General features: G+C 61.2%; 20 protein-coding genes. 15 read left to right on the top strand and 5 right to left on the bottom strand.

The window, feature by feature from the left end:
- Positions 1-85: 85 nt before the first annotated feature.
- Positions 86-1,882 carry a Kelch repeat-containing protein gene (locus ACHHTY_RS02000; RefSeq protein WP_395492376.1) on the top strand — a complete coding sequence of 599 codons (1,797 nt, stop codon included), beginning with the start codon at positions 86-88 and terminating at the stop codon, positions 1,880-1,882.
- 81 nt (positions 1,883-1,963) lie between these two features.
- Positions 1,964-2,875: a pirin family protein gene (locus tag ACHHTY_RS01995; protein ID WP_395492375.1), complete on the top strand. Its 912-nt coding sequence runs from the start codon at positions 1,964-1,966 to the stop codon at positions 2,873-2,875.
- Positions 2,876-3,076: 201 nt separating this feature from the next.
- Here ACHHTY_RS01995 and ACHHTY_RS01990 read toward each other — a convergent pair whose 3' ends face one another.
- On the bottom strand, positions 3,077-3,544 hold the full coding sequence (locus tag ACHHTY_RS01990) for a glycine zipper domain-containing protein (RefSeq protein WP_395492374.1): 468 nt from the start codon (positions 3,542-3,544) through the stop codon (positions 3,077-3,079).
- A 234-nt stretch (positions 3,545-3,778) separates the two neighbouring features.
- Here ACHHTY_RS01990 and ACHHTY_RS01985 point away from each other — a divergent pair, with 234 nt between their 5' ends.
- The 3 genes from ACHHTY_RS01985 (at position 3,779) to ACHHTY_RS01975 (ending at position 5,822) form a co-directional block, all read left to right on the top strand.
- Positions 3,779-4,687 carry a nitroreductase family protein gene (locus ACHHTY_RS01985; RefSeq protein ID WP_395492373.1) on the top strand — a complete coding sequence of 303 codons (909 nt, stop codon included), beginning with the start codon at positions 3,779-3,781 and terminating at the stop codon, positions 4,685-4,687.
- A 132-nt stretch (positions 4,688-4,819) separates the two neighbouring features.
- Positions 4,820-5,029 carry a dodecin family protein gene (locus tag ACHHTY_RS01980; protein WP_395492372.1) on the top strand — a complete coding sequence of 70 codons (210 nt, stop codon included), beginning with the start codon at positions 4,820-4,822 and terminating at the stop codon, positions 5,027-5,029.
- A gap of 430 nt (positions 5,030-5,459) precedes the next feature.
- Complete coding sequence (locus ACHHTY_RS01975) at positions 5,460-5,822, top strand: DUF1622 domain-containing protein (protein ID WP_395492371.1); 363 nt, start codon at positions 5,460-5,462, stop codon at positions 5,820-5,822.
- 90 nt (positions 5,823-5,912) lie between these two features.
- Here the strand turns inward: ACHHTY_RS01975 and ACHHTY_RS01970 are convergent, their stop codons facing one another.
- The gene (locus ACHHTY_RS01970; RefSeq protein WP_395492370.1) at positions 5,913-6,062 is read right to left on the bottom strand and encodes a hypothetical protein; all 150 of its coding nucleotides are present in this window, start codon (positions 6,060-6,062) and stop codon (positions 5,913-5,915) included.
- A gap of 219 nt (positions 6,063-6,281) precedes the next feature.
- Between ACHHTY_RS01970 and ACHHTY_RS01965 the strand changes: the two genes are divergently transcribed.
- From ACHHTY_RS01965 to sbtM, 6 genes are all read left to right on the top strand, one after another.
- Positions 6,282-6,737: a nucleoside deaminase gene (locus ACHHTY_RS01965; protein WP_395492369.1), complete on the top strand. Its 456-nt coding sequence runs from the start codon at positions 6,282-6,284 to the stop codon at positions 6,735-6,737.
- Positions 6,738-6,839: 102 nt separating this feature from the next.
- Positions 6,840-9,092 (top strand): glycoside hydrolase family 15 protein, encoded by a 2,253-nt coding sequence (locus tag ACHHTY_RS01960; protein WP_395492368.1) that lies wholly within the window; start codon positions 6,840-6,842, stop codon positions 9,090-9,092.
- A gap of 8 nt (positions 9,093-9,100) precedes the next feature.
- Positions 9,101-10,396 (top strand): glycosyltransferase, encoded by a 1,296-nt coding sequence (locus tag ACHHTY_RS01955; RefSeq protein ID WP_395492367.1) that lies wholly within the window; start codon positions 9,101-9,103, stop codon positions 10,394-10,396.
- A gap of 89 nt (positions 10,397-10,485) precedes the next feature.
- Positions 10,486-11,133 carry a TVP38/TMEM64 family protein gene (locus ACHHTY_RS01950; protein ID WP_395492366.1) on the top strand — a complete coding sequence of 216 codons (648 nt, stop codon included), beginning with the start codon at positions 10,486-10,488 and terminating at the stop codon, positions 11,131-11,133.
- 137 nt (positions 11,134-11,270) lie between these two features.
- Complete coding sequence (gene sbtA, locus ACHHTY_RS01945; RefSeq protein WP_395492365.1) at positions 11,271-11,483, top strand: SbtA family thio(seleno)oxazole RiPP natural product precursor; 213 nt, start codon at positions 11,271-11,273, stop codon at positions 11,481-11,483.
- Between the two features lie 146 nt (positions 11,484-11,629).
- A complete protein-coding gene (gene sbtM / locus ACHHTY_RS01940; RefSeq protein ID WP_395492364.1) occupies positions 11,630-13,237 on the top strand; it encodes a thio(seleno)oxazole modification radical SAM maturase SbtM in 1,608 nt (535 codons plus the stop codon).
- Here sbtM and ACHHTY_RS01935 read toward each other — a convergent pair.
- Positions 13,213-14,607: a sodium:solute symporter family protein gene (locus tag ACHHTY_RS01935; protein WP_395492363.1), complete on the bottom strand. Its 1,395-nt coding sequence runs from the start codon at positions 14,605-14,607 to the stop codon at positions 13,213-13,215. The two genes, sbtM and ACHHTY_RS01935, sit on opposite strands and share 25 nt — an antisense overlap.
- 195 nt (positions 14,608-14,802) lie before the next feature.
- A complete protein-coding gene (locus ACHHTY_RS01930; protein WP_395492362.1) occupies positions 14,803-16,173 on the bottom strand; it encodes an AmpG family muropeptide MFS transporter in 1,371 nt (456 codons plus the stop codon).
- Positions 16,174-16,528: 355 nt separating this feature from the next.
- On the opposite strand from ACHHTY_RS01930, the gene ACHHTY_RS01925 reads away from it, so the two are divergent.
- Together ACHHTY_RS01925 and rnk are read left to right on the top strand one after the other, a co-directional pair.
- Positions 16,529-16,870 carry a YajD family HNH nuclease gene (locus ACHHTY_RS01925; protein WP_395492403.1) on the top strand — a complete coding sequence of 114 codons (342 nt, stop codon included), beginning with the start codon at positions 16,529-16,531 and terminating at the stop codon, positions 16,868-16,870.
- Between the two features lie 145 nt (positions 16,871-17,015).
- On the top strand, positions 17,016-17,429 hold the full coding sequence (rnk, locus tag ACHHTY_RS01920) for a nucleoside diphosphate kinase regulator (RefSeq protein WP_395492361.1): 414 nt from the start codon (positions 17,016-17,018) through the stop codon (positions 17,427-17,429).
- A gap of 70 nt (positions 17,430-17,499) precedes the next feature.
- On the opposite strand, the gene ACHHTY_RS01915 is transcribed toward rnk, so the two are convergent.
- The gene (locus ACHHTY_RS01915; RefSeq protein ID WP_395492360.1) at positions 17,500-18,912 is read right to left on the bottom strand and encodes a tetratricopeptide repeat protein; all 1,413 of its coding nucleotides are present in this window, start codon (positions 18,910-18,912) and stop codon (positions 17,500-17,502) included.
- A 211-nt stretch (positions 18,913-19,123) separates the two neighbouring features.
- On the opposite strand from ACHHTY_RS01915, the gene ACHHTY_RS01910 reads away from it, so the two are divergent.
- On the top strand, positions 19,124-19,642 hold the full coding sequence (locus ACHHTY_RS01910) for a type 1 glutamine amidotransferase domain-containing protein (protein ID WP_395492359.1): 519 nt from the start codon (positions 19,124-19,126) through the stop codon (positions 19,640-19,642).
- 143 nt (positions 19,643-19,785) lie between these two features.
- Positions 19,786-20,205, top strand: coding sequence for an Hsp20/alpha crystallin family protein (locus ACHHTY_RS01905; protein ID WP_395492358.1), 420 nt, complete (start codon positions 19,786-19,788; stop codon positions 20,203-20,205).
- Positions 20,206-20,309: the final 104 nt, after the last annotated feature.

The following is a 20,309-nucleotide window of genomic DNA, read 5'->3' as shown; positions in this document are numbered from 1 at the left end:
GTCTGGTCGGCGATTCTCCCAGCGAGCTTATTTTCGGGGACTGAGGAGCTGGGCAGGAAGCGTGGGGTCAAAACGGGGGTGGGCGATGAAGGGCTGGTCTGTTGCGCTGCGTCTTGGGAGGATGCTGTTGCTGGCCGCCATGATCCTGGCCGGCGCTGGTTGCAGCGGGGGAGGGGTGTCGGCCACCGTGGAGATTGGAGGCGAAGAGGGCAATGTCGGCGCCGGTTGGGTCACGATTGACGAGACAAACCTGGCCATCTCTACCATTTATGATTCGGCTTATCTGAGCGGAGAGGCCTTTGTCAGCCCAACCTGGTGGAGGTGCTGTTCGGGCACGGCCGAGGAAATTTCCGGCGTTGCCGTAAATTGGGAAAATGTCACCACTGCCGTCGGCGGCAAGGCTTACCAGAGGGTGGTCGTCCATTTTCTCTTCAGTGCGCCGATCGATATTGATAATTTTTGGAGCGCCGGCATCCCCTTGGTGGACGGCGCCAACCTGATCAGGATCACCGCCGCCGATCCGGCCGGCAATATCGGCAGGACCGCGATCACCATCAATCGCATCCCGGTGCCGCCCACGGTGGTTTCGACTTTTCCTGTCGCCAATGCCGCGGGGATTGCCATCGATACTGCCCTGGCCGCCAATTTCAGCGAAGCTATGACTGCCTCCAGCATCAATGCCGCCACTTTTATTCTCCGCGACGGCAGTCAAAACCCGGTTCCCGGGACCGTTGCCTACACCGGCAAAACCGCCACCTTCAATCCTTCCGTTCTTCTGGCTCCCGCCAGCCTCTATGCCGCCACCATCACCACCGGAGTCAAGGATCTGACTGGCGAGGCCATGGCGGACGATTACAGCTGGAGTTTCAACACCGGTCAGGATTACTGGCGGCCGATCACCTCGGGGGAAGCCAACCCGGCGGTGGTCGGACATACAGCCGTTTGGACCGGTACCGAGATGCTGATCTGGAGAGATGGTGTTAGTGAAAAATATAATCCTTTCACCGACACCTGGGCGGGAATTTCGGCTGTCAACGCCCCAACGCCGCGCACTGGCCACCAGGCCATCTGGACCGGCACCGAAATGCTGGTCTGGGGCGGATTCGGCGACAATAACTGGCTGAACAACGGCGGGCGCTACAATCCGGCAACCGATACCTGGCAGCCGATTGCCACTGCCGGCGCCCCGACCGCGGGGTCTCACTTTACGGCGGTTTGGACCGGGACCAAGATGCTGATTTGGGGTGGCCGGGATGCCGGCGGTGAGATCCTCTCCGGCAGCGGGGCCGGCTATGATCCGGCCAGCAATACCTGGCAGCCGATCTCTCCTGACATGGCCCCAGCCGGCCGGGAGCTCCATACCGCGATCTGGACCGGGTCCGAGATGATCGTCTGGGGCGGCTTTGACGGCAGTACCTGGACGAACAGCGGCGCCGGCTACGATCCGGCCGTCGATGCCTGGCGGCCGCTTGCGCTAACCAACGCTCCCATGGGTCGGGATCAACACATTGCGATCTGGACCGGCACCGAGATGATTGTCTGGGGCGGCACGGGCGGCAGCGTCGGCAACCCGCCCTTAAACACCGGCGGCCGCTACGATCCCCAAACGAACAGCTGGAGGCCCACCTCCACCGTTGGTGCCCCGACCTTTGGTGATTTCCGGGCGGTATGGACAGGAAAAGAACTCTTTGTCTGGGGCATCCTGGCCGGTACTTCAGTCAACGCCGGGGCCAGATACAATCCGGCAACGGATAGCTGGAGCGAGATTTCTCCCACCGACGCCCCTTCGCATGGCGGCGATTTTACTTTAACCTGGACGGGCAGCGAGATGATAGTCTGGGGCGGATACAACTCCGACGGGGGCGGCAGGTATGTACCGTAGCATGGTGCCGTATTTGCGTTTAAATGTAAGCATGGTAGGCATAAAGGAAGGGTAAGGATTGCAAATAAGGGGGATTTGTTCATGCCTGAAACGCGCCGGATCCGCAAAGTGCTCAAGAGCAAACCAACCATGGAAGGAGCCGGGGTGCATCTGCATCGGGTTTTCGGCTTCGGTGAAGTTCCGCTGTTCGATCCCTTCCTGCTGCTGGATGATTTTCGCTCCGACCAGCCGGAGCAATATCTCAATGGTTTTCCCTGGCATCCCCATCGGGGCATCGAAACGATCACCTATGTCCTGCGGGGGGACGTGGAGCATGGCGACAGCCTCGGCAACCAGGGAATCATCGGTGCGGGCGATGTGCAGTGGATGACCGCCGGCAGCGGGATCATTCACCAGGAAATGCCCAAGGGCGACGAGAGCGGCAAAATGTACGGCTTTCAGTTGTGGGCCAACCTGCCGGCCCGGCAAAAGATGATGGACCCGCGCTACCGCGATGTTACCCGGGAACAGATCCCCGAAGCCATGCTGGCCAACGGGACCCTGGTCAGGGTTATCGCCGGCGAAGCGGCCGGGGTCAAAGGCCCGGTCGGGGACATCGTGATCGACCCCGAATACCTCGACATCACCGTTCCGGCCAACGCGGAATTCCGCCATCCCACCAAAAGAGGCCATACCGTCTTCGCCTACGTCATCGGCGGCCAGGGCTATTTCTGCCGGGAGAAGACCCCGTTCACCTTCGAAGTGGAGGGCGCCAACTATTTTGACATCCAGCGCGATCCCTTCGTCGCCAACGGCAGCCTGGTGCTGTTCGCTGAAGGGGATGAGATGCTGGCCTTCACCGAGGACCGGGAGGTCCGCTTTTTGCTGATTTCCGGCCGGCCACTGGGCGAACCCGTTGCCTGGTACGGCCCCATCGTGATGAACACCCGGGAAGAATTGCGCATCGCCTTCGAAGAATACGACCGGGGCACTTTCATTAAATACCAGGGCTGAATAACAGCCTGGGCCGCCGCCCCGGCCGGTCCGGGGAGGTTGAAGGACGGGGAAGGTGAGGGCGAAAAATATCGGGGGGGGTCAGAGCAAGCAGCCCGGAGCGGGCTTTTTTGCTCTGACCCCCCGATAATTAAAAGCGCTTGGCTTTAAGCCGCCGCAGCATTTGCTGCAGGGTTTGAGCAAGCCGGGCCCGGCAGTCTGTTAGTTCTGCAGTACCCATTCACCGGTGGGGGTGCGGCAGGCGGTGGTCCGAACCGTTTCCAGCCGGCCGTCGATGACGGCCTGGATTTCGGCATCCCGGCAGACCCGCTTCTCGGCATAACGGGGATCCTGGACAACATAGGCCGGCTGCGGGGTTACCGAGTACTGGCGGCCGGTATCGGGATTGACCCAGGAAGTGCTCTGGTAGGAGGGGGTGTATTCCATGGTCCGGGCCACCCGGGCTTGGTCGGCCTTGTCCATCTCGTTGCCGACGATGTAGCCGAGGACGCCGCCGATGGCCAGGCCGGCCAGGGTCGAACCGGTATCGCCGCCGACCGCTTGACCGATCAGGGCTCCGAGGGCGCCGCCGGTGGCCAGGCCCACCTGGCCGCGGCTGAACTGATCGTGGGTGGCGCAGGAGACAACCAGGGTGGCGAGCAACAGCAGAACTCCGATTCTTTGCAGCATGATAAGATTCTCCTCCATTGATGTTGATCAAATTGGGGCAGGCAGCGGACCAGGAAAAAAGATTTTCCTGCCCATCCTGCCCTATTCTTGCTTAAATTGAGCCAATAATTATTATGTAGCGGACCGGCCGTCCGGTTGTCAATTAGAAGTTCCATCGGGCAAATGGTCGGGCCATGGCTCCCGGCTGAATCTCAATAGTTAAAAAAGGCATCTATTCAATAAAATGGAAACCAAATGATGAGCCAGCAAGTCAGCACCGTAATCGATAGCGAACTCTGCACCGGCTGCGGCCTCTGCGTGCGGGTCTGCCCCGCCGATACCCTCAGTATGCGGGACGGCAAGGCGGTGGTCAGCGGTCGGCGCTCGCTGGCCTGCGGCCACTGCGCGGCGATCTGCCCCACCGGCGCCGTCCGGGTGACGGCCCTGGAAGACAAAGCCGTTCTTTTTGAAACCCTGTCGACCGCAGAAAAATCCCTGGCTCCCGGCGAGTTCGACCCCGGCCTGCTGGTGCGGCTGATGCGTTCCCGCCGCTCCTGCCGCAATTACCAGCACCGGCCGGTGGCGAAAGAGCTGCTGACCGACCTGGTCCGGGCCGGCATCACCGCCCCGTCCGGGACCAACAGCCAAAAATGGACTTTTACCGTTTTGGACAGCCGGGACAAGGTGGTCGACCTGGGCAACCGGGTGGGTCTTTTCTTTGCCAGGCTCAACCGGCTGGCTGCCAATCCGCTGGCCCGCTTTTATTCCCGCCTGTTCGGCGGCGATGCCCTGGGTCGTTACCGGCTTCAACACGCCGCGACCACGGCCGAGGCCCTCCGGGTCTGGCGGGAAGAGGGGCGGGACCGGCTGTTTCACGGCGCCCCGGCCGCCATTCTGGTGGGCAGCCGGCCCGGGGCGAGCTGTCCGGCCGAGGATGCCCTGCTGGCCACCCAGAATATCCTGCTGGCCGCCCATGCCCTGGGTCTGGGGTCCTGCCTGATCGGTTTTGCCGTGGAGGCGCTGAAGCGCGACAGGGGTATTCAACAGGCCATCGGCATTCCGGCCGACGAGCCGGTTTACGCGGTGATCGCCCTGGGCTACCCCGACGAACGTTATCCCCGGGTGACCGGCCGCAAATGGCCGCTGGTGCGCTTTGTTCCCTGAGCCCTCAGCCTTGCCGCATAATTAAGCTTTGCCCGGCATAAAAACATCTCCACAGCCGGCTTGCTTTTGCTACAATGAATTACACGTTGTTCCGGAAGGCCTCTCACAAAACCTGCCAAAGGAGGAAAACCCATGCCCAACAGCGTTTACAAAATCATCGAATTGGTTGGAACCAGTACCACTTCCTGGGAAGACGCGGCCAGGAATGCGGTGGAAACCGCGAGCGGCAGCCTCAAGGAGTTGCGGATCGCCGAGATAACCAAGCTCGACATGAAAATCGAGGAAGGCAAGGTTCTGGCTTACCGGGCCAGGGTGAGTGTTTCCTTCAAGTACCAGAAGTAATTCAGCTTAAGGGTTGCTGGAGCGCCCCCCGTTCCGCCGCCGGCGAGGCAAATTGCGGAATGGGGGGCTGAATAACCAGCGACCGATCCCCCAGCCTCCTAAGGCCGGCGGCTGCCACCGTTCCCGCCATCGGCCCGCAAATCAGTCCGTCCCGATTTTCCGTTTTGCGCCCGTCCCCATAGTCCCCAAGGCCTGGAAAAGCGTCAAAGCCAAGATTTGGCCCATTGTTGCTGGGCTTGCTGATGTTCTGACTCCGGCAGCCCGCTAAAACACCTGGTCCCGGTATATTTTTTACCGGCAGTCAAGTTATAATGCTGGGGGAGTTGATTGCGCTTCGCTCCAGGGCGGGCAGTTTTTGCCGGCGTAATCGGAAAGAAATCCAGGCCCCGTTGCCCGCGGGCGGCGGGGCTCAAGCCGGGAGGGAAATATTGTGGCTGACATCATCACACCTGTAGCAGCTTGGTGCGCGGTAATTATTGAAGCGATCGGGATCGGCATCATCACCTTGTTCGCGCTGTATTCACTTTTCAATGCCGCCATGCAACTGCTCAAAAGAACAGATAAATATGCCGTCTATCTGGAACTCCGGCAATCCCTGGGCCGGGGCATCCTGCTGGGGCTTGAGTTTCTTATTGCCGCGGACATTATTTACACGGTGGCGGTCGAGTTGACCTTTGAAACCATCGGGGTGCTGGCAGTCGTGGTCCTCATCCGGACCTTCCTGAGTTTCACCCTGGAGGTAGAGATAACCGGGAGATGGCCCTGGCAGCAAAAGCAGCTTGGGCAACCGTGAGCAGGCGGCGGCCGCTTAAGGAAGGATCCGTAATGCGGTGATGGTTGGCAACAGGGCTCTAACAGCGAAAGTCCAAGCGGCTAAGCGGCCTTAAAGCAACCGGGTAGCCCGGGCCAGCAGCAGGGCCAGGGCCATCAGGACCACGATCACTATCACCCAAAAAGAGGTCGGACTTTTAGCTTGGCCCTTTTTGGTCAGCCGGCGTTCAAACGCTCTTTTGCGCTTGCGCTTGTCACTCATGATCGCCACCTTTCAATTGGGGAATATTTTGCTCATTATCATATGGTAAGGCCCCGCCGTCAAATTCTACCTATTCATAATTGTCGACGTCGCAAAAAGCCGCGACGACGACTGGGCATGTTTCGTTACTTGTTGTTTTAACATGGCCGACCAACCCGTTTGGCGGGGTTTTGGCGGGGTTGTCATCATTATAACCAGTTTAAAACCAGGGGGCCGGCTATGACCGTAAAACCTGATTTTCACGCCATGCTGCAAGTTGCCGTCGCCGAAGCCCGCCGGGGGCTGGCCGAGGGCGGAATTCCCATTGGGGCGGCCCTGTTCAGCCGGAGCGGCGAATTGCTGGGGGCCGGACACAATCGGCGGGTGCAGGAAAATGACCCCTCGGTCCACGCCGAGACCGATGCCTTTCGCAAGGCGGGCCGGCAGCGCAGCTACCGGGACAAGGTGATGGTGACCACCCTGGCGCCTTGCTGGTACTGCAGCGGGCTGGTCCGCCAGTTTCAGATCGGCACGGTGGTGGTGGGGGAGTCGGTTAATTTCGCCGGCGGGCTCGAGTGGCTGCGGGAACACGGGGTCGAGGTCATCGACCTCGGCTCGCGGGAGTGCATAGAGATGCTGGCCGCTTATATCCGCCGCAATCCTGAAGTCTGGCATGAAGACATCGGCCAGGAGTGACAAGGCGGTCGATTTTCGCTGAGAGGCGAAACGGCCCCGGAGCAAAGGGTCTCATAACGGCGGTTGAAAAAGAAGGCCTCTGGCTATTATGATATAAAGATCATGATATCCCGCTTTTTGCCATGGAAATTTCTGGTCAAGAGAGTTGCCCGGCGCTACGGCTTCATCGATCCGTTGAATATTGTCGCCCGGGTGCGTCGATTCGCCCAGCCTTCCGAGGTTCAGGAGCCCCTCGAACTGCTGCGGGCCGGCATCATCTTTCATGCCCGCGGGTTGATAAACTCCCGGGCGATCCAGTTCAACCTGGACTGGGTCTGGCCTTACTGGGTCCAAAGACAGTTCAACCCCGCCGACCCCTCCTTTATTCCCCGGGCTTTTTCCTTTTCCCATGTCAACCTGACCCATCGCAATTGGACCGCGGTAGGCTTCCCGGATGTTCCGGTCTATCCCCTGGTCGATCCCCAGGGACTGTTGACCCCCCTTTATGATGGCTGGTCAATCGATTGCTGGATCATTGCCGCCAATGGCAAAATGCTGCTCCCCTCCCGGCGGGACGAAGCCGGGCAGGCCATTACGGACGACCCGGAACTCACCGTTCGGACCTGCCTCGAGGAAGGCGGCTTCAGGCTCGAGTCCACGGTTTCCATGCGATGTGAAAACGGGAAATTTTATGCCTGCCTGGAGGCCGAGGCGGCGGCCGAAACCAAAGCCTGGCTGGTGGTGGCTTTGCGGCCCTATAACCCGGAAGGCATCCAATTTATTGAAAACATTAAATTTCAGCGCGACCAGGGGCCCTGCTGGCTGGTAAACCGGCGCACCCGGATCCGCCTGGACCAGCAGCCGGAAAAGGTTCTCTTCTCCAGTTTTAATGAAGGCGATGTTGTCAACAGGTGGGATCAACCGGAAAAGGATCTGCAGGTCCACTGCGGGGTCGGTCTGGCCACCTCCGCCGCGTTTTTTCCCATCACCGGCCAAAGCCGCAAAATCCGGGTGTTGACCGATATCTCCCGGGAGATTCCGTCGGGTTGTCCCGCCCCCGACTCCGCCGCCGCAGGCTGGGAGCAATACCTGCAAATCGCCGCCCGGCTGCGGGGGGCCGACAAGCGTATCCAACAACTATATGATACCGCTTTGCGGACCCTATTGCTGTTGTCGGCCGACGAGGTGGTCCCGGGGCCCTACACCTATTTCCGTTTCTGGTTCCGGGATGCCTGCCTGATGATCAACAGCCTGCTGGCGGTCAACCTGGTAGACCGGGCCCACCGGTGCCTGGACACCTTTCCCCAGCGGCAGAAGTTCAGCGGTTATTTCCAGAGTCAGCAGGGGGAATGGGACTCCAACGGCCAGGTGCTCTGGATCATGGAGCGCTGCAGCCTCCTCAGCGGCCGCCCTCCCTCGCCCCAGTGGCTGAAAGCCATTTACAAAGGGGCTGAGTGGATTGAGAAGAAAAGGGTAAGGCGGAAAAAAGGACTGCCCCACGAAGGGCTGCTGCCGGCGGGATTTTCCGCCGAGCACCTGGGGCTCAACGACTATTACTACTGGGACGACTTCTGGGGCCTGGCCGGATTGCAGGCGGCGGCCAGAATCGCCCGGCGCTGGGGCTCGCCGGCCCTGGCTGATCGATTCGACCGCTACGCCCAGGATTTCTCGGCAACCATTTTTGCCACCATCGCCGCAATCCCGGCCGCCAGGAGTCAGGGATGCATCCCCGCCTCCCCGTATCGCCGCATGGATGCGGGAGCGGTGGGGTCGCTGGTGGCTGATTATCCGCTGCAGCTTTTAGGGCCCGACGATGAGCGGATTACCAACACCGTCAACTACCTGATGGAGCATTGTTTCCACCAGGGCGCGTTTTTCCAGGACATGATTCATTCGGGCATCAACGCCTACCTGACCCTGGATATCGCCCAGAGCCTGCTGCGGCGCGGGGACATGCGCTACCGGAAACTGGTGGAAAGGGTCGCCGAGCTGGCCTCGCCGACCGGCCAGTGGCCCGAGGCCATCCATCCTTTTACCGGCGGCGGGTGCATGGGAGACGGCCAGCATGGCTGGGCCGCCGCCGAGTTTCTGATGATGATCCGCAACATGTTCGTGCGGGAGGAAGCCGGCCGCATCGTCGTCGGCTCCGGCATCTTTCCCGAATGGCTGGAAAGTCCCGAGGGGGTCTTCTTCGGTCCCACCCCGACCGTTTTCGGGCCGGTTACGGTGGCCTGCCATAAATCCGCCGCCGGGGTCACTCTCGTGCTTGAAAATGCCTGGCAAGCCAGCCCCCCGGAGGTAGAGGTCCGGATTCCCGGCCGGGTGCCCCGGGTGTTTGCCGGAACCGCGCCGGGCCGGCTGGAACTGGAGGTTTGATTGAGGTCATGAAGATCTGCATGTTTACCAATACCTACATCCCCCATGTCGGCGGGGTGGCCCGGTCGGTTTCCTGTTTCGCCGAAGACCTCCGCAAACTCGGCCACCAGGTATTGGTCATCGCCCCGACTTTTGCCGGGATTCCCGGCGATGAAAACCCGGAGCAGGTGCTCCGGGTGCCCGCCATCCGGAATTTCAACGGCAGCGATTTCTCGGCCTCGATTCCGGCCCCTTTTCTGATCAACCAGAAAATCGATGCCTTCAAACCCGAGGTCATCCACAGCCATCACCCGTATCTGCTTGGCGATGCCGCCATGCGGGCAGGGAGGCGCCGCAATCTGCCCGTTATCTTTACCCATCATACCCGTTATGAGGAGTACACCCATTATGTGATGTCCTCCAAGGTCATGCAGAAATTCGTCATCAACTTGGCCACGGCCTATGCCAACGGTTGCACCTGGGTCATTGCCCCAAGCCGCAGTATTGCCGAGCTGATTAAGGCAAGAGGGGTGAGGGTTCCGGTGGCGGAAATTCCCACCGGGGTCGATTGCGACCGGTTTAAAAGCGGGGACGGCAAGAGGTTTCGCGAAAAAGCGGGGCTGGAGCAGACCGTGCCCCTCATCGGCCATGTAGGACGTCTGGCCCCCGAAAAAAACCTGGGTTTTCTTGCCGGAGCCGTCAAAATTTATCTGCGCCAAAACCAGCGGGCAAAATTTCTGGTGGTCGGCGACGGCCCCAGTGCCGGCTGGCTCAAGAAGTCATTCGCCGAGGATCGCCTCGCTGACCGGTTGGTCATGACGGGGAAAAAGACCGGGGCCGAACTGGTCGACGCCTATTGCGCGATGGATTTGTTTGTCTTTTCATCACATTCGGAAACCCAGGGCCTGGTCGTGGCCGAGGCCATGGCCGCCGGCTGTCCGGTGGTGGCCCTGAATGCCTCCGGGGTAAGGGAGGTCGTAACAGACCACCACAACGGCCGCCTGCTGCCGGCAGATGCTCCGCCCGAATCCTTCGCCGCGGCCATAGCGGATTTTTTCAGCAACAGCGAGGCCGCGGGCTGGTGGCGCCAAAACGCATTGGCCACGGCCGGAAAGTTTGACCGGATGAAAATGGCCGGGGAATTGGCGGATCTTTACCAGGTCGCGGGGCAAAAAAAACTTAAAAGCACCCATGAATACAAGCACTTCTTCGACAACTGGGAAAATCTCCTTAACGGTATAAAAACTGAATGGGAGATGCTTTCCAGCAAGGTCGGGGTAATTGCGGATACTTTTAGTGCCGATGAAACCCGTTCCCGACGATAGAGGCCGACTTCCCTCAAGCACCTTCCTGATGACCGAAAACCTTGGCCGCATGAAAAACAGGTTCCGGCGGGGCCGGAAAGAAGGGCGGCATGGTTGAAAGAGCCCGCCTGCGTCAACTGCTAGCCTTCGCGGCCCTGGTTGTTTTGCTGTTGATTGTCATGATCATGATATTCGGCGGGCCGGCGAACTGGGCGCAATTTTTTGTTGATCGGCAAGTCCGACCGGGGCTCTTTATCTTTTTGATGTTGCTGCTGCCCCTGGCCGGATTCCCCATCTCGGCCTTTTTGCTGGCGGTCGGCATAAAATTTGGCCCTTACGAGGGGTTTGCCATAACCAGCGTGATCATCGGGGTCCATCTGGTTGTCACCTTTTTCCTGACCCATTCGCTGTTGCGGCCCTATATTGTTAAAATTATGGCCCAAACCCGCTACGAATTACCGCGGATTCATGCCCACCGCCAATTGGTTTTTGCCGTGATATTCATGGTGATTCCGGCCTTGCCGTACACAGTGAAAAATTTTTCCCTGGCCTTGCTCAATGTCCCCTGGCGCATTTATCTGCCCATTGCCTGGGGGGCCAACCTGCTGCTCGCCATCCCTTTTATCGGTCTTGGACACTCGGCCATCGCCAACCCCCGGCTTGCCTGGTTATTCCTTGCCCTGCTGGGGATCGGCTACCTGCTGGCCTCTAAACTGTGGCAAAAATACGGCAAGGGCCCCGCCGGCGGCCAAGACTAAAAAGCCCTTTCCGGTTGACAACTCGTCCGCCCCTGGACAATAATTACTATTCGACGTGAATGGCGCGTTGCGCGTTTTGTATTTGGCCGATAAACGCAAAGGAAGGCCACCTTTGCTAACCGCGACAGGAGGTTTGCATGAAGTCCCAGGACGCTAAGAGTTATTTGACTGGATTATGCCTGGCCGCGTTGCTTTCCGGGGGCAGTCTGGCCGCCCCCGGGCTGGCATTGGGTTCCAGCGGATGCGCCTCTGGTGGGAAAACCGCCCAGAGCGATGGCACGGCCGATGGCACGGCCGCCGGCGGCGATGCCGAGGAGAAGGAAGAAGAAGCTGAAGGCAACGGCAGTTGAGAAGGCAGCGGCAGCTGATAAGCTGCCCCGGGACGCAGGTTGCGTCTCCAGATGACCGATTCCTTGCTTTGCCCAACCTGGCAGGAGGGCCCGCCCGGCCTCCTGCCGCCTTTTTTTAAACGATCAACCAGGCCGGCCAAGTCCCGATGAGCAATGCCCCTCGATCATTGGCGGAGATCTTTCCCGCCTGTCACCGTATTCTGGCCCCGGCCGACTGGTCCCAATTGGTTGAGGAGCCGAACGCGGCGGAACAACGGGCAAGTTTGCCCGCGCTTATCCGGGCCCGATCCGCCGAGCTGGAACTGCCGCCCTACCTGGAGGAGTTGGCCGCCCTGGAGGTTGCCATCGAGACCGGCCGCGAGTTGGGCGGGCAACTGCCGGACCGGGTGACCAAAAAGATTCTCAACCCCTCCTTGCGGATCCTGCATTTTAACTGGCAGGGTTTGACCAGGGCCCTCGAATCCGCCGGCGACCGGGATTTTGCGCCACTGGCGGGCGAGGAAACGGTCCTGGTCTGGTTTGATCCCCGCCGGGGGCAAGTCCGGGCCCAGCCGGCCAGCGACCAGATCCTGCTGGCCCTGAAAATCACGGCCGAGGAACTGCCCATCGGCCCCACCGCCCTCAAGCACGGGGTGGCGGTGGCCAGCCTCCATCGGGTGGTGGACCAGGCCCGCGGCAAAGGCTTGGTCCTGGCGCCCGAATCCTTGCTGGCCCGGGATCCGGCGAGATTCACGGCCCGGGAAAAATCCTTCGCGCGCTTTTTAAAGCCCCGGGTCTTTACCCTCCAGTGGCATATCACTCAGGCCTGCGACCTCAACTGCAAGCACTGCTACGACCGCAGCTCGCGGCCCGACCTCTCCCTGGCCCAGGCCCTGCAGGTTCTCGACCAGCTCGAAAGCTTTTGCGAATCCCGCCAGGTCCGGGGCAAGGTGACCTTCACCGGGGGCAATCCTCTGCTCTATCCCCATTTCGACGACCTCTACCGGGAAACCGTCCGGCGGGGTTTTCCGGTGAGCATCCTGGGCAACCCCACCTCCCGGCAGCGGCTGGAGGAGCTGGTCGCCATCCAGGCCCCTTCTTTTTACCAGGTCAGCCTGGAGGGGCTGCCGGAACACAACGACCTGGTCCGCCAGGCCGGCTACTTTGACCGGGTCCTGGCGTTTTTGCCCCTGCTGCGGGAGTTGGGGATTCCCTCCCAGGTGATGCTGACCCTGACCCGGGACAACCTGGCCCAAGTGCTGCCCCTGGGCGAGATCCTGCGCGGGCAGGCCGATCTCTTTACCTTCAATCGCTTATCGGCGGTGGGGGAGGGGGCTCAGCTGCTGATGCCCTCGCCGGCGGACTACCAGGCTTTTCTGCGGGAGTACCTGCGGGAGACGGACAACAACCCGGTGCTGGGGCTTAAGGACAACCTGATCAATATCATCCGGGCTGAAGAAGGGAGCAAGCCCTTTGGCGGCTGCACCGGCTTCGGTTGCGGGGCGGGCTTCAATTTTGCCACCCTGCTTTCGGACGGCGAGGTCCATGCCTGCCGCAAGTTTCCCTCCTACCTGGGCAATATCTACCGGGAAGGCCTGGCCGGGGCCTACGATTCCCCGGCCGGTCAGCGCTACCGGGCCGGCAGCGCCGCCTGCCGGGATTGCCGGCTTTTGCCGGCCTGCGGCGGCTGCCAGGCGGTGATCTACAGCCTGGGCCTAGATCCCGCCAAGGACCGCGACCCCTACTGCTTTTACGCTGAGGCTCCCGGGCCCTGATCGGCGCGGCTGCCGCCGTTGCGGTCCACCAGGTTAAAGACCACCAGGTTGGCCAGAACGCCCATCACCAGACCGTCGATTCCCCAGGGCCGATCCAGGCCGTAACTCCAGACCAGCACCATCAGAATGCCCGCCCCGGCCCCGTAAAGGAAGCGGATTCGGCTGGCCCGAGCACCCAGGATCCCCATAACCAATGGCACCAGAATGATGGGAGCCCAGAAATTGTAGGAATAGATCAGGATATCGAGAACGCTCTCGATGGAGAGGGCAAAAATCACGGCCATGATGCCGACCGCCAGGGTCACCGTCCGGGCCATGGCAACTTCCCGGGAATTGCTGAGCGGGGTTTTCAGCAGGGGCTTGACGATATCGTTGCTGAAACAGATGGCGGCGGCGTTAAGAAAGGAATCGGCCGAAGACATGATGATGGCGACCACCGCGGCCACCACCAGGCCCTGCAGCAGCGGCGGCAGCGCTTGCTGGATCACGTAGGGCATGGCCAGGTTGGGATTGATCTCCGGATTGAGCGCCAGGGCCACCAGGCCGATCAAGCCGGTGACGGCGAAGAAAGGAAACGAAAAAAGGCCGCTGTAGAGGGTGCCGCGGACCACATGGCCGGTGCTGCGGCCGATCAGCAGGCGCTGGAGATAGGGCGGCACCAGGGTTTCCCCGAAGAGAAAGGTCAGAAAAAGAGAGGCCAGGGCCACCAGGGCCAGGGGTTCGGAAGGCAGGCTCAGATGGCCGGCCGGGACGGTGCTGAGGACCTGATCCAGGCCGCCGGCACTCTTAATGCCGAAATAGAGGGTAAGAGGAATGCCAATGGCCAGAATGACGAACTGGACGATATCGGTCCAGACCACGGCCCGCATTCCGCCCACCGTGGCGTAGGTAATGACGATGCCGCAACCGATTAGAATCCCCCAGAAGCGGTCGATGCCCAGGAACAGGTTGGCAATGTAGCCAATGGCGCCGATCTGGGCGCCCAGGATCCCGGCGCAGAGGATAAAACCAAAAACCCCGGCAAAGACCTTGGCCACCGTGCCGTAATGAAACTCCATGATATCGCCCACCGAGATGGCCCGGGGATACTTGCCGATTCTGGGCGCGATGAACCCGGCCACCAGTACCTCCTTCAGGCTGAAGCCCCACAGGGCCACGATATTGGCAATCCCGAACAGGAAGACCTTCTCCGCGTTGCCCATGGAAAAGCCGCCGCCGATAAAGGAAGCGGACAGGGTGGCAAATATGACCATCGAGCCGAAGGATTTGCCGGCCACCGCGTATTGGGAAAGGTTTCTGATGCCCCGGCCGGCGATCAGGCCGATGAGTAAAACGACAAGCAGATAAACCAGCACGAAGGTATTGGTCACGGCAGGCTCCTTTTGGTCAAGGGTAAAGGAAGGTTTGTTCGGCCCACGGAGTGGGACGTGCTTTTCGTTATGCGATTTCTGGTCGTTCGTAAACTGTTTTTTGTTTTTTTTCGCAGAACGGCCGGGCTTGGCTGAACCTGCCGCATGTTGCGGCAGTCATGCTTCCAATCCGGGTCTTTGGTCCGGGCCGGGAGTTCAGGCCGGCCGGCCCGGCTGCTCCAGCTTGTCGGGGTTGGCCCAGCGGGCGATCACGAGCGCCAGCAGGATGGCCGGCAAGCCGATCAGGGCCGAGGAGATGAAAAACCAGAACCAGCCGATAAATTCGACCAGCACCCCGGTGAAGCCGGCCAGAAATTGCCCGGACAGGGTCATCACCGAACTGAAGAGGGCGTACTGGGTGGCGGTATAGGCGCTGTTGGTAAGGCTGGAGAGGTAGGCGATGAACACCGAAATGGCCAGGCCGCCGCTGATATTGTCGGCCATGATGGCCAGTACCAGACCGTATATTTCCGGTCCCAGGGTGGCCAGCCAGGAAAAGGTGAGGTTGGTCAGGGGAGCCAGCAGGGCCGTGCAGATGAGCATCCGCATGATGCCGAAGCGCATGACCAGCAACCCCCCCAGGGCCGCGCCGGTCAGGGTCATGGCCAGGCCGAAGCCGGCGGCCACGTTGGCAATTTCGGTCTTGGCAAAACCCAGGTCCAGGTAAAAGGGATTGGCCATCACCCCCATGAAGATGTCGGCGATCCGAAAGGTGGAAACGAAGAGCAGGATAACCAGGGCCATCTTGCCGAAACGCTGCCAGAAATCAGCAAAGGGGCAGACCACCGCGCCGATAAACCAGGCCGTGGCGGCGCGCCGCCAACCGCGATGGATGGTGCCGTCGAGATAATCCACCACCCGTTGCTCCATTCTATGGGTGCCGAGATCCAGAGCCACCTCGGGTTCCCGGACAATCAGGGTGGTGAGGATCCCCACGGCCATCAGGGCCGCCATGGCCCCGTAGGCCAGGTTCCAGTCACCCAGAGCCGCCAGGTGCAGGGCCCCGGCCCCCGCCGCCAGCAGGGCCACCCGGTAACCAAAGATATAGGAAGCGGCCATGGCCCCCTGGCGATCCCGGGTCACCGCCTCGATGCGGTAGGCGTCAATGGCAATGTCCTGGGTGGCGGAACCAAAGGCGGTTAGGACCGCCCACAGGGCCACCAGCCAGAGGTGGGTGGTGGGATCGGTCATGGCGATTCCGGTCAGGCCCAGGGCAATGACCGCCTGGGCCAGCAGCATCCAGGCCCGGCGGCGCCCGAACCAGCGGGTCAGCAGGGGCAACGGCAGGCGGTCCACCACCGGCGCCCAGAAAATCTTGATGCTGTGGGCCATGCCCACCCAGCTCAGAAAGCCGATCGCCGCCAGTTCCACCCCCAGATCGCGCAGCCAGGCCGTAAAGGTGCCGCCCACCAGCAACAGGGGCAGGCCCGCCGAAAAACCCAGGAAAAGCATCCCGATAACCCGGGGGTGGCGGTAAACAGACAAGGCAGTGCGCCAATCCCGGCGCGCCGTGGTTTGCTGCTGCATGAACGGCCCCTCGATCCTTCATCCCGTTGATCGGGATCATCAATCTGCTGATTTTTTTTGGTGCTGGCTCGGCGAGCTTCTCCCGGGCAGGGGACGGAGAACCGAAAACTCCGCTGATCTCATCCGGCCTGGGCGGGAGCCGGGCGGGGGCGGAAAAAATCACCCGGCCCCGATCTCCCGGCTTGTTTATCGTGCTGTTTCAAGATAGGCTTAATCGACTGAATTGCCAAGCGGCGATCTTGCTGGAGGCCGGGCCATGAAGCTGCCCCGCCGCAGGGGAATCGTCACGGGATCTTTTAATGCCGGAGAAGCGCCACCGATGCAAAAACCGCCCAAACCAGAGGTTGCGAAGCAGATGCGGGCCGCGGCCCAGCGCGAGCTTGAAATGCGGGCCCGGACCTACCGGGAGCAGGCCCTCAAGCTCTTTCCCTGGATCTGCGGCGCCTGCGGCCGCGAGTTCAGCGGCAAGAATTTGCGCGAGCTTACGGTCCATCACAAGGACCACAACCACGAGAACAACCCGCCCGACGGCAGCAACTGGGAGCTGTTGTGCGTCTACTGCCATGACAATGAGCATGACCGCCAGAGCGTCGCCGACGCCTATGGCACCCTGCGTCCGGGGGAAAAACCGACCAGGATTGCCGGCTCCAGTCCCTTTGCCGCCCTGGGCGAGCTACTCAAGAACAAGAAAAAATAGAGCCGTAATCCCCCGGCACCCATAAACTTCCGTCCGGGCCGGGCGGAAAGCCGTAACGGATAGTGGCAAACACTCTCCCTTTTTGTTTTCAAGCCGGGAGAGAAGCTTAATTATCGAAATTCAAGACAGAATGGAGTGCATAAAGATGAAGGCCAAGCCTAAAATTGTGATTTCTTCGCTGGACGCGGAAAGACTGGATCGGCTGCTGGAATCCCTTCCCCGCAACGCCTTTCCCGGCAAGGATGATCTGGAAGCCGAACTGGATCGGGCGGAAGTGGTGGAGCCCCGGGATATCCCGCCCACCGTCGTGACCATGAATTCCACCGTCAGGTTTAAAGTTGCATCCTCGGCCGAGGAATTTTCGCTGACCCTGGTATACCCCCAGGACGTAGACGCCAAGGGCGGCAACATTTCCATCCTGGCCCCGGTCGGCAGCGCCCTGCTGGGGCTTTCTCAGGGCGACGAAATCGAGTGGCCCAAGCCGGGCGGCGGGGTCTTGCGAGTCCGGATCGAAGAGGTCATTTATCAGCCTGAACGCGCCGGCGAGTATCATCGCTGAATAAACCGCCGCGGTCGGGTTTGCCCTGGTGCTGACCGCGCGGGCCCGCCGGCCGGTGGGCGCGGCAGGCTTAATCGGCCAGCTGCAACAGATAGAGCCGGCCGGCAAGCCAGCGGTCGCGCTCCCGGCGCAGGCCGGTGCGGCGCTCGCTGATCAGGCGAAAGTTGGAGCGGGCAGCCAGGGCGCGAACGTATTGCGGGGCGTGGGCGTAACGGCCGGACACCTGCAGGCTGAAGCCCTTCTCGGCGCCTTCTTCGATGGAAAAGAGCAGCAGGCCGCCGGCTTGCAGGCAGTTGGGCAGGGCCTGGAAAAAGGGCTCCAGGTCGCCCAGGTAGTTGAGGACATCGGCGGCCACAGCCAGGTCGTAGCGGGTTGGCGAGGTGCGGCAGAAATCCAGCAGATCCTGGCAGTGGAGGGCATCGTAGATCTTTTTGCCCCGGGCCTTTTCCAGCATGGCGGCGGATAGATCGACCCCGGTCAGGCTGGCCGCGCAGGAGAGAAAAGCCTCGCCGGCCAGGCCGGTGCCGCAGCCCAGGTCCAGCAACCGCTGGTGCATGGCGTCACCGGTTGTTTCCCGCAGTAGCTCGGCCAGCAGAAAGGGCGCCCGATAACCAAGCTCTTCCATCAGCTCGCTTTCAAACTTGCCGGCATAGCTGTCGAAAAGCCCGGCAATATATGCCCGGGGCGGGGCCGGGGGGGTCTGGTCGCGCAAGGCCGCCAGCATGTGGCGGGCCGATTCCGCCTGGTGATCCAGGGCCACCAGTTTCTCAAAACAGGCAATCGCCAGCTTCTTCTCCTCCAGCTCCACCAGCATGACCCCCAGGTGGCCGTGGGCCGGGGCATAATCGGGATCAAGCTCCACCACCTGCTGAAAACAGCGCAGGGCTTCGGCGTAGCGGCTCATTTTGCGGTATAGCACGCCCAGGTTGTAAAGTACGTCGCGGTCGGCGGGAGCGACGGCCAGGGCCCGGTGGTAGAAATGGGCGGCGGCGGCGAATTTTTCCAGGCCGGTCAGGGTCAGGGCCAGGTTGTAAAGGGTATCCACGTCCTCGGGGGCGATCGCCAGGGCCCGTTCATAGGCCTCCACCGCAGCCGCCAACTCACCCTGGTGCAAGCTGATGGTGCCCAGGTTGTACCAGGCCTGGTGGTGGGAGGGGTCCGCGGACAGGGCCTGGCGGTAGAAACTCATCGCCAGTTCCGGCTCACCCTGGTGGTGGCAGATGGCGCCCAATTGGACATGGAGATCGGGATCCGGCGGGGCCAGTTGCCGGGTTTCCTCGAAACAGCGGCGGCCCCGGTCCCGGTCGCCGGCGCTCTGGTAAAGCAGGCACAGGGAAATGCGGGCATCCAGGTGGTCGGGGCAGACCCGCAGAATATCCTGGTAGAGAGCTTCGGCGCGGGGAAAATCTCCGGCCTGGTGGGCCTGCAGGGCTGCCTGGAGCAGGGGCTCATTTTCGGATGCGGCTTGGCGACTATCTTTCATCGGTGGTAAGATCCAAGAAAAGGCTGATCGGATTGGAGCCCTGGATTATAGTGATCTTGCCGATCGAGGGCAACCCCCGAACGCCCCGCCGGCCGCTTTTGCCGGCCGGGGAAGCGCTTTCCGCCCTTGGTGTCGACCCTGGTCCGAGCCCAAGGCCGGCCCGGGCCCGGGAGCAATGATCAACCCTCATTAAATGAAAAAGGAGGAAGTGATGACTCTGGCAAAAAGGAAAATCCTGATCATGGTGGAAGAACTCTATAACGACCGGGAATTCTGGTACCCCTATTATCGCCTGCTGGAGGAAGGAGCCCAGGTACAGGTGGTCGCTCCCCGAGCGGACAAAATCTATACCGGGGCCGCAGGGATCAAGGCCAAGTCCGATCTGGCCGCCGACCAGGCCAATCCCGCCGATTATGACGCCCTGGTTATCCCCGGCGGTTACGCCCCCGATCACATGCGGCGCCATCCCACCATGGTCCGGCTGGTCAGCGAGATGGTCGGGCAGGACAAGGTGGTCGCGGCGATCTGCCATGCCGGCTGGATGCTGGCCTCCGCCGGGGTGCTCAAGGGCCGGACGGTCACCGGGTTTTTTGCCATCAAGGATGATCTGGTCAATGCCGGGGCCGCCTGTGTCGACCGCGAGGTGGCGGTTGACGGCAAAATCATTACCAGCCGCACCCCGGACGATCTGCCCGCTTTCCTCAAGGCGATCATCGCCGCCCTGGCCTGAACGTTTTGGCCGATGGTCGGGGAAGAACGCCGAAAATTGGTCCGGGTTACGCCTTGACAGCGGCCGGATGCGTTCGCATACTAGATGATCAAAAAGGAGCGGTGCCGCTTGCCGGTACCCGAGCCGCAAGGAGTGATTGGACGATGGACGAGTGGAAAAAACGCGCCCTGCTCGAGCAAGGCCTGGCCCGGATGGCCCGGAATCTGGGGCGGCACGGCTTGAGCCCTTTTGCCTGCGAATCCTGGTCGGTCCCCACCGATATCTATGAGACCGAGCAGGCTTTCGTGGTTTACATGGAATTGGCCGGGGTTGATCCTGCCGCCATTCAGGTGGTGGCCGAAGAAACTCGGCTGACCATCTCCGGCGAACGCAACTACCAACTGCCTCCGCAGGTGCGGCGGGTCCACCAGCTGGAAATTGAACGGGGCTACTTTGAAAAGCAAATTTCCCTGCCTCGGCCCATAGATGTCGCCGCCGCCGAAACCGAGCATCGCCACGGTTTTCTGGTAATTATTCTGCCCAAGCAGCGGCGGCGGATCAGTGTGCCGATCAGTTCCGGCTAACGGCTGAGTCCCGGCGCTTCAAGCGACTTGGAATAAAAGAGCCCTGCCGGCGGTTCCGCTTGGCGGAATCCCGGGCCCGGTGCCTGGAGCCGGTCACCCTGTCC

It is taken from the genome of Desulfurivibrio nitratireducens (genome assembly GCF_044068515.1).
Classification (GTDB): domain Bacteria; phylum Desulfobacterota; class Desulfobulbia; order Desulfobulbales; family Desulfurivibrionaceae; genus Desulfurivibrio.
The sequence above is the reverse complement of the archived record's forward strand: the minus strand, read 5'-3'. Positions and strand labels throughout refer to the sequence as shown.

Excerpts from the sequence above, each read along its gene's own strand:
- ACHHTY_RS02000 (WP_395492376.1), top strand. The coding sequence starts at position 86 with ATGAAGGGCTGGTCTGTTGCGCTGCGTCTTGGGAGGATGCTGTTGCTG.
- ACHHTY_RS01995 (WP_395492375.1), top strand. The coding sequence starts at position 1,964 with ATGCCTGAAACGCGCCGGATCCGCAAAGTGCTCAAGAGCAAACCAACC.
- ACHHTY_RS01990 (WP_395492374.1), bottom strand. The coding sequence starts at position 3,544 with ATGCTGCAAAGAATCGGAGTTCTGCTGTTGCTCGCCACCCTGGTTGTC.
- ACHHTY_RS01985 (WP_395492373.1), top strand. The coding sequence starts at position 3,779 with ATGATGAGCCAGCAAGTCAGCACCGTAATCGATAGCGAACTCTGCACC.
- ACHHTY_RS01980 (WP_395492372.1), top strand. The coding sequence starts at position 4,820 with ATGCCCAACAGCGTTTACAAAATCATCGAATTGGTTGGAACCAGTACC.
- ACHHTY_RS01970 (WP_395492370.1), bottom strand. The coding sequence starts at position 6,062 with ATGAGTGACAAGCGCAAGCGCAAAAGAGCGTTTGAACGCCGGCTGACC.
- ACHHTY_RS01965 (WP_395492369.1), top strand. The coding sequence starts at position 6,282 with ATGACCGTAAAACCTGATTTTCACGCCATGCTGCAAGTTGCCGTCGCC.
- ACHHTY_RS01960 (WP_395492368.1), top strand. The coding sequence starts at position 6,840 with ATGATATCCCGCTTTTTGCCATGGAAATTTCTGGTCAAGAGAGTTGCC.
- ACHHTY_RS01955 (WP_395492367.1), top strand. The coding sequence starts at position 9,101 with ATGAAGATCTGCATGTTTACCAATACCTACATCCCCCATGTCGGCGGG.
- ACHHTY_RS01950 (WP_395492366.1), top strand. The coding sequence starts at position 10,486 with ATGGTTGAAAGAGCCCGCCTGCGTCAACTGCTAGCCTTCGCGGCCCTG.
- sbtA (WP_395492365.1), top strand. The coding sequence starts at position 11,271 with ATGAAGTCCCAGGACGCTAAGAGTTATTTGACTGGATTATGCCTGGCC.
- sbtM (WP_395492364.1), top strand. The coding sequence starts at position 11,630 with ATGAGCAATGCCCCTCGATCATTGGCGGAGATCTTTCCCGCCTGTCAC.
- ACHHTY_RS01930 (WP_395492362.1), bottom strand. The coding sequence starts at position 16,173 with ATGCAGCAGCAAACCACGGCGCGCCGGGATTGGCGCACTGCCTTGTCT.
- ACHHTY_RS01925 (WP_395492403.1), top strand. The coding sequence starts at position 16,529 with ATGCGGGCCGCGGCCCAGCGCGAGCTTGAAATGCGGGCCCGGACCTAC.
- rnk (WP_395492361.1), top strand. The coding sequence starts at position 17,016 with ATGAAGGCCAAGCCTAAAATTGTGATTTCTTCGCTGGACGCGGAAAGA.
- ACHHTY_RS01915 (WP_395492360.1), bottom strand. The coding sequence starts at position 18,912 with ATGAAAGATAGTCGCCAAGCCGCATCCGAAAATGAGCCCCTGCTCCAG.
- ACHHTY_RS01910 (WP_395492359.1), top strand. The coding sequence starts at position 19,124 with ATGACTCTGGCAAAAAGGAAAATCCTGATCATGGTGGAAGAACTCTAT.
- ACHHTY_RS01905 (WP_395492358.1), top strand. The coding sequence starts at position 19,786 with ATGGACGAGTGGAAAAAACGCGCCCTGCTCGAGCAAGGCCTGGCCCGG.